Source organism: Brucella daejeonensis (genome assembly GCF_014199265.1).
In the GTDB taxonomy this organism is placed as follows: Bacteria; Pseudomonadota; Alphaproteobacteria; order Rhizobiales; family Rhizobiaceae; genus Brucella; species Brucella daejeonensis.
Genome location: NZ_JACIJG010000014.1, coordinates 66,437 through 79,116 on the forward strand (window position 1 = coordinate 66,437; position 12,680 = coordinate 79,116).

A 12,680-nucleotide genomic window follows, 5' to 3' on the forward strand; every position below is an offset into this window, starting at 1 on the left:
ACTAATTCGTCGACAAAATCTTTCGGAAATCGAAGGCGCACGGCCATTCGCTCTCCGCGCATGTCTAAATTTTCGGCAATCGCAGTTTCAATCAACGAGGCATCGTTCCTTGCGAAAAGATGCTGCCGCGACGGAACCCGATTGTCCTTTCATTTCCATGAAAGCGACATAACCTAGTCAGGTGGACTCATGCTCCTTTACCTCCCTACTGGGTTTCTCGCTTCCTGCGGACCTCTTGCCGATGTCGCGTCATCCCACCGCGTCACCTCTCCGCCATCAGCGAGCAGGATCAGTCTGCTCCTGTCAGTAGTGACAGTCAACGCTCTTGCGTTCACATTTCGTATCGCCTATCAGAAGGCTGGTTGTTCGATATTTGTTCTCCGATAGCAGGAGTTCATACGAACGATTGACAGGAGACCCCTTCTTCTTGGAAGGTCCCACCCCATATAATGGAGCGGCGCGACGTATCCTCACAATCGGCGCCCGACTATCCATGGCACCATGATCAGGCAGGACGCGGAATGAGCGATCAGAAATTCATTTCCATACGTGGCGCGCGCGAACACAATCTGAAAAATGTCGATCTCGATCTGCCTCGCGACAAGCTGATCGTGATGACGGGGCTTTCCGGCTCTGGCAAATCCTCGCTCGCCTTCGACACGATCTATGCGGAAGGCCAGCGCCGTTATGTCGAAAGCCTTTCGGCCTATGCGCGCCAGTTCCTGGAAATGATGCAGAAGCCGGACGTGGACCAGATCGACGGCCTGTCGCCCGCGATTTCCATTGAGCAGAAGACGACGAGCCGCAATCCGCGTTCGACGGTCGGCACCGTCACCGAAATCTACGACTATATGCGCCTGCTCTTCGCGCGTGTCGGCGTGCCTTATTCGCCTGCGACCGGCCTTCCCATCGAAAGCCAGACGGTGAGCCAGATGGTCGACCGCGTCCTGACGCTGGAGGAAGGCACGCGCCTTTACATCCTCGCGCCCATCGTGCGCGGCCGCAAGGGCGAGTACAGGAAGGAACTGGCCGAACTCCAGAAGAAGGGCTTTCAGCGCGTCAAGGTGGACGGCACCTTCTACGAGATCGCCGACGTCCCCGCGCTGGACAAGAAATACAAGCACGACATCGACGTAGTGGTCGATCGTGTCGTGGTGCGCCCCGACCTTTCGACGCGCCTGGCGGACAGTCTCGAAACCTGTCTCAAACTTGCCGAAGGTCTGGCGGTTGCCGAATTTGCCGACAAGCCACTGCCGCTGGAAGAAACAGCCGGAGGCGGCTCGGCCAACAAGTCGGCCAACGAAACGCACGAACGCATTCTGTTCTCGGAAAAGTTTGCCTGCCCGGTTTCCGGCTTCACCATTCCGGAAATCGAGCCGCGCCTGTTTTCGTTCAACAATCCGTTCGGCGCCTGCCCGACCTGCGACGGCCTGGGCACGCAGCAGGCCATCGATCCGAACCTCATCATTCCCGATGAAACCGCCGCCCTGAAAGACGGCGCCATCGCGCCATGGGCGCGGTCTTCGTCGCCCTATTACAACCAGACGCTGGAAGCGCTCGGCAAGGCCTATGGCTTCAAGACCGGCGCGCGCTGGGCCGATCTTTCGCAGGAAGCCCGCGACGCCATTCTTTATGGCACCAAGGGCAGGGAAATCACTTTCCAGTACGATGACGGCCTGCGCTCCTACCAGACGACGAAGCCTTTCGAGGGCGTCATCCCCAATCTGGAACGCCGCTGGAAGGAGACGGACTCCGCCTGGTCGCGCGAAGAGATCGAGCGCTTCATGTCCTCGACGCCCTGCCCCGCCTGCAACGGCTATCGCCTCAAGCCGGAAGCGCTGGCGGTCAAGGTCGGAATGAAGCATATCGGCGAGATCACCGAAATGTCGATCCGCAAGGCCGATAGCTGGTTCCGCGATATTGACGGCAGTTTCAACGAGAAGCAGCGCGAGATCGCCGCGCGCATTCTCAAGGAAATCCGCGAGCGCCTGGAATTCCTCAACGATGTTGGCCTCGATTATCTTACGCTTGCGCGCAATTCCGGCACGCTGTCGGGCGGCGAAAGCCAGCGCATCCGCCTCGCCTCGCAGATCGGTTCCGGCCTGACGGGCGTGCTTTACGTGCTGGATGAACCATCCATCGGTTTGCATCAGCGCGACAATGCCCGCCTGCTCGACACGCTGCGCCACCTGCGCGACCTCGGCAATACGGTCATCGTCGTGGAGCATGACGAGGACGCAATCCTGACCGCCGACTACGTGGTCGATATCGGCCCCGCAGCGGGCGTTCATGGCGGCAAGGTTATCGCCCAAGGGTCGCCGCAGGATGTGATGGCCAACGCCAATTCGCTGACCGGCAAATATCTGTCGGGCGCGATGGAGGTCGCCGTGCCGGCGGAACGTCGCAAGATTTCCAAGTCCAGGCGTATCCGGGTCGTCGGCGCGCGCGGCAACAACCTGAAAAACGTCTCGGCGGATATTCCGCTTGGCACATTCACGGCCGTCACCGGCGTGTCGGGCGGCGGCAAGTCCACCTTCCTGATCGAGACGCTGTTCAAGGCCGCGTCACGCCGCATCATGGGTTCGCGCGAACATCCGGCGGAACATGACCGCATCGAGGGGCTGGAATTCCTCGACAAGGTGATCGATATCGACCAGTCGCCGATCGGACGCACGCCGCGGTCCAATCCGGCCACCTATACCGGCGCCTTCACGCCGATCCGCGACTGGTTCGCGGGTCTGCCGGAGGCCAAGGCGCGCGGCTATCAGCCGGGCCGCTTCTCGTTCAACGTGAAGGGCGGACGCTGCGAGGCCTGCCAGGGCGACGGCGTCATCAAGATCGAGATGCACTTCCTGCCCGATGTCTATGTGACCTGCGACGTCTGCCACGGCCAGCGCTATAATCGCGAAACGCTGGAAGTGCTGTTCAAGGGCAAGTCCATCGCCGATGTGCTGGACATGACGGTGGAGGAAGGCGCTGAGTTCTTCTCCGCCGTGCCTGCGGTCCGCGACAAGCTGGAAACGCTGGTCAAGGTCGGACTTGGTTATATCAAGGTCGGCCAGCAGGCGACGACGCTTTCGGGCGGTGAAGCGCAGCGTGTAAAGCTTGCCAAGGAATTGTCGCGCCGCGCTACGGGCCGTACGCTCTATATTCTGGACGAGCCGACCACCGGCCTGCATTTCCATGACGTGGCAAAGCTGCTTGAAGTGCTGCACGAACTGGTTGAACAGGGCAATACGGTCGTGGTGATCGAACACAATCTGGAAGTCATCAAGACGGCTGACTGGGTGATCGATCTTGGACCGGAAGGCGGCGACGGCGGCGGCGAAATCGTTGCGGTGGGACGCCCGGAAGACATTGTCACGGAAAAGCGCTCCTATACCGGACAGTTCCTCAGGGAACTGCTGGAACGCCGTCCGAAGCGGAGTTCGGAAGCCGCCGAATAAGATAGTGCGATTGCGGATGAAGCCGGGCCAAGCCTAGTCGGGTTTGAAGTTCCGGTAGATATCATCCCGTGTCTGCGGCACGGCAGATATGCCACGCTTGCGCCTTGAGGCCAGTGTCTGGTTGATCTGCACCGTGCCGCGTTCGAAGGCCAGCGCACAACCGCTTAGATAAAGCAGCCACAACCGTGCTTTTCGATAGCCGACTTCTGCTATGGCCTTCTCGAAATTTGCATGAAGGCGTTCGGCCCACAGACGGCAGGTCCGGCCATAATGTTCGCGCAGATTTTCCACATCGTGGACCTCGAAGCCGTGGCCTTCGAGATTACCGACGGTCATGCCGAGATGGTCAAGCTCGCCGCCGGGAAAAATATATTTGACCAGTGCGAGATGTTCGGCACTCTTGCGTTTGAACGCCTTCTTGTCGCGCTTCATCCGCCGCGTAATTGCATGATGGAGATAGAGCCCGCCGGGCTTGAGCAGCTTGTTCACCGTGCTGAAATATGTATCGTAATTGGCGATGCCGACATGCTCGAACATGCCGATCGAGCTGATCTTGTCGAACTGTTCATCCAGCTCGGTATAGGACTTGACGTGGATGGTAATCCTGTCCTCCAGACCTGCGGCCTTGATCCGCTCACGCGCCAGTCTGGTTTGTTCCTCCGACAATGAAACACCGACGCCGGTGACGCCGAAATTCTTCGCGGCATAAATCAGCATCGCGCCCCAGCCGCAACCAATGTCCAGAAGCCTGTCACCCGGCTGCAAGCGCAGTTTGCGGCAAATCAGCTCCAGCTTGTCGGCCTGCGCCTGATCGAGACTGTTCGACCAATCGGTGAAATAACCGCACGTATAAACCATACGCTCATCAAGAAAGAGGTTATAGAACGCGTTGGAGACGTCGTAATGGTGCGTTATGGCTTCCTTGTCAGAGCCGCTGACGAAAGGCGATTTGCCGTCGATGCGCTCATCCTGCTTCTGCTTGCCTGCCAAAAGCAGGGCGGGAACGTCTTTCAGCAATTGCCATTTGGGCAATGCCTTGATGCGTTGTTTCAGATTCCCATCCGTGCGGAGTTCCGCCAGATCGAAGATCGTGCCGTTCTTGATGTCGATCCTGCCCGACGTCCAAACGTCAATCAGTGAATCGTAATTGGGCTTCAGCACGATCTGCCGAACAATCGAGGGATCCTTGATTTGAAGTGTCGGACCGTTGAAAGCGCCGATCACGCTGCCGTCCCATAATTCAACGTTGAACTGCGGGCGAAGCGTTTCAACGATGGTTCGAATGATGCGCACCGATTTCGACTCTGCGGTCATTGGCCCTCACGGTTTCGATCTGAATTTCCGCAAGGCTATATGACCCAACCATCCGTTGTATAGGGTCATCAAGTAGATTTGAGCGCATCGCGAACAGTGCATAACGCCTTCACAACGAAAAAAGCCCGGCTGAACCGGGCCTTCTCGACAGCCATTCGCGGCGGAGCCGCGATGGCCGGAATTTTATCGTCACGATCCGTTCGAAGAGCTTGCACCCTTCGGATCGTGATTAGCCGTTTACGGCGTCCTTCAGGCCCTTGCCGGCCGAGAACTTCGGCACGTTGCGCGCCGGGATAGCGACTTCCTTGCCGGTCGACGGATTGCGGCCGGTCGAAGCAGCGCGGTGCGAAACGGAGAAAACGCCGAAGCCAGGCAGGCGGACTTCTTCGCCAGCCTTCAGTGCGCCGGAGACAGCAGCGAGCACAGCGTCAACTGCCGTGCCGGCATCAGCCTTCGTCAAACCGCCCTTTTCCGCAACTGCGGCAACCAATTCGTTCTTGTTCATTGGCATTTCCTTTCTTTGTCTACCGGAACGGATAACGTGACCGGATTGGGGGGAGTTTATTCAAAACGATTTACAAACCAAGCCTGTCAATGCGAAAAAACCCCGGAAAACCGGGGTTAAACACAGAAATGCCGGGCAAATTGCCCGGCATTTCGTTTGTCAGAACCGTATTGGCCTTTTAGTGGGCCATCGGAGCGCCTGCGTCCTCGTCGACCGAAGGCACTGCTGCCGGGGTTTCCGGTTCGGTCCATTCGATCGGTTCGGGCTCGCGAACCAGAGCGTGCTTCAGCACTTCGCCGACCCGCGAGACAGGCACGATTTCGAGACTGTTCTTCACATTGTCCGGAATGTCCGCCAGATCCTTGGCGTTTTCTTCCGGGATCAGAACCTTCTTGATACCGCCGCGCAGTGCCGCGAGGAGCTTCTCCTTCAGTCCGCCGATCGGCAGAACCCGACCGCGCAGCGTAACCTCGCCCGTCATCGCGATATCCTTGCGGACCGGAATACCGGTCAGCACGGACACGATGGCCGTGACCATGGCGATACCGGCGGACGGACCGTCCTTCGGCGTCGCGCCTTCCGGCACGTGCACGTGGATGTCGCGCTTGTCGAACAGCGGAGGCTCGATGCCGAAATCGATTGCCCTGCTGCGGACATAGGATGCCGCAGCCGAGATCGATTCCTTCATCACGTCGCGGAGGTTGCCCGTGACGGTCATGCGGCCCTTGCCGGGCATCATGACGCCTTCGATGGTCAGAAGCTCGCCGCCGACTTCCGTCCAGGCAAGACCCGTGACGACGCCGACCTGATCTTCGCCTTCGGCCTGACCGTAACGGTACCGTTCGACACCCAGATAGTCGGAGAGGTTCTTGTCGGTGACATTCACCGACTTCTTCTTCGACTTCAGGATTTCCGTGACGGCCTTGCGGGCAAGGGTCATCAGTTCGCGCTCGAGGCTACGAACGCCCGCTTCCCGCGTATAAAGGCGGATGACGTTGCGCAGCGCTTCGTCCGTGACCGAAAATTCCTTCGGTTGCAGGGCGTGGTCCTTGATCGCCTTGGGCAACAGGTGCCGCTTGGCTATTTCCAGCTTCTCGTCCTCGGTGTAACCGGCGATACGGATGATTTCCATACGGTCCAGAAGCGGGCCGGGAATGTTCAGCGTATTGGCGGTCGTGACGAACATCACGTTCGACAGATCGTATTCGACCTCAAGGTAGTGATCCATGAAGGTCGCGTTCTGTTCGGGATCGAGCACCTCAAGCATGGCCGACGACGGATCGCCACGGAAATCCTGCCCCATCTTGTCGATCTCGTCGAGCAGGAAGAGCGGGTTGGACTTCTTCGCCTTCTTCATCGACTGGATGACCTTGCCGGGCATCGAGCCGATATAGGTACGGCGGTGACCGCGGATTTCAGCCTCGTCACGCACGCCGCCGAGCGACATGCGGACATATTCGCGGCCCGTCGCCTTGGCGATCGAACGCGCAAGCGAGGTCTTGCCGACGCCGGGAGGGCCGACGAGGCAGATGATCGGGCCCTTGATCTTGGACGAGCGAGCCTGAACCGCCAGATATTCGACGATACGCTCCTTGACCTTGTCGAGACCGAAATGATCGTCGTTCAGCACCTCTTCGGCGAAATTCAGATCCTGCTTGATCTTGGACTTCCTGCCCCACGGCAGCGAGAGCAGCCAGTCGAGATAGTTGCGAACAACCGTCGCTTCGGCCGACATCGGGCTCATGGAACGCAGCTTCTTCAATTCGGCCTGCGCCTTTTCGCGGGCTTCCTTGGAAAGCTTGGTCTTGGTGATGCGCTCTTCCAGTTCGGCTGCCTCGTCGCGGCCATCCTCGCCGTCGCCAAGCTCCTTCTGGATCGCCTTCATCTGCTCGTTGAGATAATATTCGCGCTGCGTCTTCTCCATCTGGCGCTTGACGCGGCTGCGGATGCGCTTCTCGACCTGGAGAACCGAAATCTCGGCTTCCATGAAGGACAGCGCCTTTTCGAGCCGCTCGCGAATGGAGAGGATCGACAGCATTTCCTGCTTTTCAGGAATCTTGATCGCGAGATGCGATGCAACCGTGTCGGCAAGCTTGGAATAATCGTCGTTCTGGCTGGCGGCGCCAACCACTTCCGGCGAAATCTTCTTGTTCAGCTTGACGTAGTTCTCGAAGTCCGAAACCACCGAGCGGGCCAGCGCCTCGATCTCGACGGCATCCTCTTCAGGCTCCGGCAGGGCCGCAGCATAGGCTTCGTGATAATCCTCACGGTCGGTGAACCTGGAAACCCTGGCGCGCGCGGTGCCCTCGACCAGCACCTTGACGGTGCCGTCCGGCAGCTTGAGAAGCTGCAGCACATTGGCGATCGTGCCGATTTCGTAAATCGCATCCGGCGCCGGATCGTCATCGGCGGCATTTTTCTGGGTGGCAAGCAGAATCTGCTTGTCCACGCCCATCACTTCCTCCAGCGCGCGAATGGATTTTTCGCGGCCGACAAAAAGCGGAACGATCATATGCGGGAAAACGACGATGTCACGCAACGGCAAAACGGCATAGAGCCCGTCCGAACCGCCCGCTTCAGAACCACCCAGTGGGGTCTTCTGTTCAGTACCCGTCATAACTCAAGTCCTTTCTCAGGTCTTGCGACCTGACTGCCACATCCGCGCCCCCTTTCATCACGAGGCAGGTCACGAATGTGCTTCAGTCCATAATTGGAGACCCCATCCCGGCAATTCAATAGGCCGTGCCGGGGGCCTCTCATAGAATCGTCACCTATCCTGCGCTGTCGCGCGCATTAGTACAATATCCAGCTTGTCCTGTACCCCGGTTGCTGCGCCTGCAATAGTGGCGGGATAGGCCCGACGCAAGCCTGGCACATAAAAAAGGCCGCTTTCGCGGCCTTTTTGGAAGAAAATCGCGACCGCTTATGCGGAAACGTTACCCTTTTCATCCTGCCGCTCGGCATAGATATAGAGCGGACGGGCGCTGCCATCCACAACATCGCCCGAAATCACGACTTCGCGAACGCCTTCCAGCGTCGGAAGCTCGAACATCGTGTCGAGCAGGATCTTCTCCATGATCGACCGCAGGCCGCGCGCGCCTGTCTTGCGTTCCACCGCCTTGTTGGCGATGGCGCGCAGGGCGTCGTCATGGAAGCTCAATTCGACATTCTCCATGTCGAACAGGCGCTGATACTGCTTCACGAGCGCGTTCTTCGGCTCGGTCAGAATCTGGACCAGGGCGTCGACGTCGAGGTCTTCGAGCGTCGCGATCACCGGCAGACGGCCGACAAATTCCGGAATGAGGCCGAATTTCAGCAGGTCTTCCGGCTCCAGTTCCTTGAACACGTCGCCGATGCGGCGTTCATCGACCGACCTGACGGTCGCGCCGAAGCCGATCGAGGTCTTTTCGCCGCGAGCGGAGATGATCTTGTCGAGACCGGCAAAAGCGCCACCGCAGATGAAGAGGATGTTCGTCGTATCCACCTGCAGGAACTCCTGCTGCGGATGCTTGCGGCCACCCTGCGGCGGCACGGAAGCGACGGTGCCTTCCATGATCTTCAAAAGCGCCTGCTGCACACCCTCGCCCGACACGTCGCGCGTGATGGACGGGTTGTCCGACTTGCGGCTGATCTTGTCGACTTCGTCGATATAGACGATGCCGCGCTGCGCACGTTCCACGTTGTAATCGGCGGACTGAAGCAGCTTCAGGATGATGTTCTCGACGTCTTCGCCGACATAACCGGCTTCCGTCAGCGTCGTCGCGTCGGCCATGGTGAACGGCACGTCGATGATACGGGCGAGCGTCTGGGCAAGATAGGTCTTGCCGCAGCCCGTCGGACCAACGAGAAGAATGTTCGACTTGGCAAGTTCGATATCGCCGCTCTTCGACTGATGGGCGAGACGCTTGTAGTGATTGTGCACCGCAACCGACAGAACGCGCTTGGCGTCCTGCTGACCGATGACGTAGTCGTCAAGAACGGTCATGATCTCCTGCGGCGTCGGTACGCCCTCGCGCGACTTCACCATGGAGGACTTGTTTTCCTCACGGATGATGTCCATGCAGAGTTCGACGCATTCGTCGCAGATAAAGACGGTCGGGCCTGCAATCAGCTTGCGCACTTCATGCTGACTTTTGCCGCAGAACGAGCAATAGAGCGTATTCTTGGAATCGCCGCCGCCGCCGTTGCTGACTTTGCTCATTGCAGTTTCCTTTCAATTAACCGAAACGAAACCCGTATGGCTCGCTCCGATCGTTTCTTCCGGTTCGGACCCGGCGCGGGCTTTGGAACACGCCGTCCGCCGATCAGGGCAACAAATACGCCTTGCCCTTTTATCGGGTCCTGTCGTCTCAGGTTGCCTGTTACCGCATGGTTCCCCGACCGCAGGAACCATTCGGCGACTTTTGCAGAACCTTCATCGACGGACAAACGAAAAATAGGTCCACGATAAAGATTCGGCATAATCTGGCCAAGTTTAGCGCCCCGAACCCCAACAGATGCTTAACGCAGGGCGTTAACCATCACGTAGGTGCAAGAAATGGGCCCCTTTTGTGGCGAGGAGCGCCAAAAATGGAAGCGAACCGGAAAATCCGGCTTACTTCGATTCGTCCTCGCTCACATCGCGGGCTTCGACCACCTTGTCGATGAGGCCGAATTCCAGCGCTTCCTGAGCGGTCATGAAATGGTCGCGGTCGAGCGTGCGCTCGATGGTGTCGTAATCGCGACCGGTGTGCTTGACGTAGATTTCGTTCAGGCGGCGCTTCATCTTGATGATGTCCTGCGCGTGGCGTTCGATGTCCGAAGCCTGGCCCTGGAAGCCGCCCGAAGGCTGGTGAACCATGATGCGGGCGTTCGGCAGCGCATAACGCTGGCCGGTGGCGCCTGCCGTCAGGAGCAAGGAGCCCATCGACGCGGCCTGTCCCATGCAAAGCGTGGAAACCGGCGGACGGATGAACTGCATCGTGTCGTAGATCGCCATGCCCGACGTCACCACGCCGCCCGGCGAGTTGATGTACATGTTGATCTCTTTCTTGGGGTTTTCGGCCTCAAGGAAAAGAAGCTGTGCACAGATCAGCATCGACATGCCGTCTTCAACCGGTCCGTTCACGAAAATGATGCGCTCTTTCAGAAGGCGCGAGAAAATATCATAGGCCCGCTCGCCACGGTTGGTCTGCTCAACCACCATCGGCACGAGGTTCATGACGGTTTCGATCGGATCTCTCATTATGGGCCTCTGGATATATTTTTGGCGAAGTGAATAGAGTTGAATCGTGAGTGTTCCATACATAGGGCGTTGCGCCCCTGTTTCGCAAGTGGCGCCGCACTCCGGTTCTCAGTCCCAGTCGGACTCCGGTTTTTCCGGCCTGATGCCGCGCTTTTCGTCCAGTGTCCTGCGGGCGACTTCCGTCAGCCTCGCCTCGATGTGGACCGAACCGTCTTCGAGGTTCTCGCGCTTTACATCGCTGCCATGCTGGTAGATCCAGTCGAGAAGATGCAGTTCGAAAGGCGAAAGCACGAGATCGACTGTGCCGAGAGCGCCTGCTATCCGCGTTTCGATCAGTGAAAGCAACCTGTCAACACCCTCGCCGGTGATGGCCGAAAGCGGGATCGGGCGCCCCTCCTCGCTGCCGGCCGCAGCAAGGCGAAGGGCGGCTTCCCGCGCGCTTTCATCGAGATTGTCGATCTTGTTCCAGATTTCGACCACGCGTTTGCGATCCTGCGGCTCGATGCCGAGCCCCGCCAGAATGCTCTCCACATCTTCGGCCTGCGCTGCGTTGTCCGGGTCGGAGATATCGCGAACATGCAGGATAAGGTCGGCTTCCACCACTTCTTCGAGCGTGGCGCGGAAGGCGGCGACCAGATGGTGCGGCAGGTTGGAAATGAATCCCACCGTATCCGACAGGATGACGGTTTCGCCATGCGGCAGGCGGATGCGGCGCAGCGTCGGGTCGAGCGTGGCGAAAAGCATGTCTTCCGCCAGGACCTCGGCTCCGGTCATGCGGTTGAAAAGCGTGGACTTTCCGGCATTGGTATAGCCGACGAGCGCAACGATCGGATGCGGCACCTTGCGCCGTTTCTGGCGATGCAGCGTGCGGGTGCGAACGACCGTTTCAAGCTCGCGCTTGATCTTCAGGATCTTGTCCTGCAACAAGCGGCGGTCCGCTTCGATCTGCGTTTCACCGGGGCCACCCAGAAAGCCGCCGCCGCCGCGCTGGCGCTCAAGGTGGGTCCAGCTTCGGACGAGGCGGCCCTTCTGATAGTTCAGATGCGCCAGTTCGACCTGCAACGCGCCTTCCTTGGTGCGCGCGCGCTCGCCGAAAATTTCGAGGATCAAGCCCGTGCGGTCGATGACCTTGACGTTCCATTCCTTTTCGAGATTGCGCTGCTGGACCGGCGTGAGGGCGTGATCGACGATGACCAGCCCTATCGCCTTCTCCTCCACCATGTCGGCGATCGATTCCACCTTGCCCGTACCCAAAAGGGTCGCCGGGCGCGGATTGGCAACGATGGCGATCTCGGCATGTTCGATATCGAGGCTGATCGCGCGGGCAAGCCCGGTGGCTTCCTCCAGGCGCGCCTCGCTGGAGCGCTGGAACTGGGGACGAGCGCCATCCTCGGCGGGGGCGCCGGCATTATATCGTTCCGGCAGGATGGGAACGATGACGGCTGCCCTCGTGGGTTCCGGTTCTAAATGTTCGAAACCCTTGCCGCCACCCGCTGGCATAGGGTCTTTATCCCTGGATTTGGACAATGTTTACTCCGAGGCGCGGAAATGCGTTATCTGCCATTGCAGATAAGTTGCCGCTAAAGCTGTTTCAAATGAAGACGCCCCGGATCGTTTTGAACATGACGGTTCAGACGGACAATATAAGTCCGAATGCCGTCAGGCATAAACAAGGCTGGAGCGTCATGACAGGCCGCCATCACGCTCCAACGGCAGTCGGAAAGCGTCAGGCTTCCTCGCCTTCGAACATCTGTACGGGCTGGCTTGGCATGATCGTCGAAATGGCATGCTTGTAGACAAGCTGCGAATGGCCATCGCGGCGCAGAAGCACGCAGAAATTATCGAACGACGTCACAATGCCCGTCAGCTTCACGCCGTTGATCAGGAAAATCGTCAGCGAAATTTTCTGCTTGCGGACAGAATTCAGAAAGAGGTCTTGCAAATTTTGCGATCGTTCAGCCATTGTTTTTATTCCTTTAATCGATCAGCAGCCAGCTCGCGGTGGGTTAAACGAACACGCGCATGTGCATAAATCAAGCACCGGCGCGCGCAAAACCGTTATCCGACCGCAATTGCTGTGGAAAGACAACTGCTTCGCCTTCCAGCTTCGGTTAACAGGATGGGAATCTTTGTGCAACCGGCAATTTCATGAGCGCCCCGCCGTTTCTTGGCCGCAAAGCCTGCGGCAATT

8 protein-coding genes and 2 pseudogenes are annotated in these 12,680 nt (G+C 58.7%); 2 read left to right on the forward strand and 8 right to left on the reverse strand.

The features are described 5' to 3' along the window. Window positions 1–181 precede the first annotated feature (181 nt). Window positions 182–387: pseudogene (locus FHS76_RS22910) on the forward strand (hypothetical protein). 134 nt (window positions 388–521) lie between these two features. Then, window positions 522–3,446, forward strand: coding sequence for an excinuclease ABC subunit UvrA (uvrA, locus tag FHS76_RS16745; RefSeq protein WP_183655322.1), 2,925 nt, complete (start codon window positions 522–524; stop codon window positions 3,444–3,446). Between the two features lie 33 nt (window positions 3,447–3,479). Here the strand turns inward: uvrA and FHS76_RS16750 are convergent, their stop codons facing one another. From FHS76_RS16750 to FHS76_RS16785, 8 genes and pseudogenes are all read right to left on the reverse strand, one after another. After that, the gene (locus FHS76_RS16750; protein WP_183655324.1) at window positions 3,480–4,760 is read right to left on the reverse strand and encodes an SAM-dependent methyltransferase; all 1,281 of its coding nucleotides are present in this window, start codon (window positions 4,758–4,760) and stop codon (window positions 3,480–3,482) included. 229 nt (window positions 4,761–4,989) lie between these two features. After that, window positions 4,990–5,265, reverse strand: a complete 276-nt coding sequence (locus FHS76_RS16755; RefSeq protein WP_183655327.1) for an HU family DNA-binding protein — start codon at window positions 5,263–5,265, stop codon at window positions 4,990–4,992. A 178-nt stretch (window positions 5,266–5,443) separates the two neighbouring features. After that, window positions 5,444–7,882 (reverse strand): endopeptidase La, encoded by a 2,439-nt coding sequence (gene lon, locus FHS76_RS16760; protein ID WP_183655330.1) that lies wholly within the window; start codon window positions 7,880–7,882, stop codon window positions 5,444–5,446. A 306-nt stretch (window positions 7,883–8,188) separates the two neighbouring features. After that, window positions 8,189–9,466, reverse strand: coding sequence for an ATP-dependent Clp protease ATP-binding subunit ClpX (gene clpX, locus FHS76_RS16765; protein WP_183655333.1), 1,278 nt, complete (start codon window positions 9,464–9,466; stop codon window positions 8,189–8,191). A 393-nt stretch (window positions 9,467–9,859) separates the two neighbouring features. Beyond that, entirely contained in the window at window positions 9,860–10,489 is a 630-nt protein-coding gene (locus FHS76_RS16770; RefSeq protein WP_183655336.1) for an ATP-dependent Clp protease proteolytic subunit, read from the reverse strand. A 108-nt stretch (window positions 10,490–10,597) separates the two neighbouring features. Beyond that, the gene (gene hflX, locus FHS76_RS16775; protein ID WP_235992724.1) at window positions 10,598–11,989 is read right to left on the reverse strand and encodes a GTPase HflX; all 1,392 of its coding nucleotides are present in this window, start codon (window positions 11,987–11,989) and stop codon (window positions 10,598–10,600) included. A gap of 226 nt (window positions 11,990–12,215) precedes the next feature. After that, entirely contained in the window at window positions 12,216–12,452 is a 237-nt protein-coding gene (gene hfq, locus FHS76_RS16780; protein ID WP_002964239.1) for an RNA chaperone Hfq, read from the reverse strand. Window positions 12,453–12,457: 5 nt separating this feature from the next. After that, window positions 12,458–12,679 (reverse strand): annotated as a pseudogene (locus FHS76_RS16785) (hypothetical protein). Between the last annotated feature and the right edge of the window lies 1 nt (window position 12,680).

Bases quoted from the DNA above. Each gene is read 5' to 3' on its own strand.
- FHS76_RS16770 (WP_183655336.1), bottom strand. From the start codon at position 10,489: ATGAGAGATCCGATCGAAACCGTCATGAACCTCGTGCCGATGGTGGTT.
- clpX (WP_183655333.1), bottom strand. From the start codon at position 9,466: ATGAGCAAAGTCAGCAACGGCGGCGGCGGCGATTCCAAGAATACGCTC.
- hflX (WP_235992724.1), bottom strand. From the start codon at position 11,989: ATGCCAGCGGGTGGCGGCAAGGGTTTCGAACATTTAGAACCGGAACCC.
- uvrA (WP_183655322.1), top strand. From the start codon at position 522: ATGAGCGATCAGAAATTCATTTCCATACGTGGCGCGCGCGAACACAAT.
- FHS76_RS16750 (WP_183655324.1), bottom strand. From the start codon at position 4,760: ATGACCGCAGAGTCGAAATCGGTGCGCATCATTCGAACCATCGTTGAA.
- FHS76_RS16755 (WP_183655327.1), bottom strand. From the start codon at position 5,265: ATGAACAAGAACGAATTGGTTGCCGCAGTTGCGGAAAAGGGCGGTTTG.
- hfq (WP_002964239.1), bottom strand. From the start codon at position 12,452: ATGGCTGAACGATCGCAAAATTTGCAAGACCTCTTTCTGAATTCTGTC.
- lon (WP_183655330.1), bottom strand. From the start codon at position 7,882: ATGACGGGTACTGAACAGAAGACCCCACTGGGTGGTTCTGAAGCGGGC.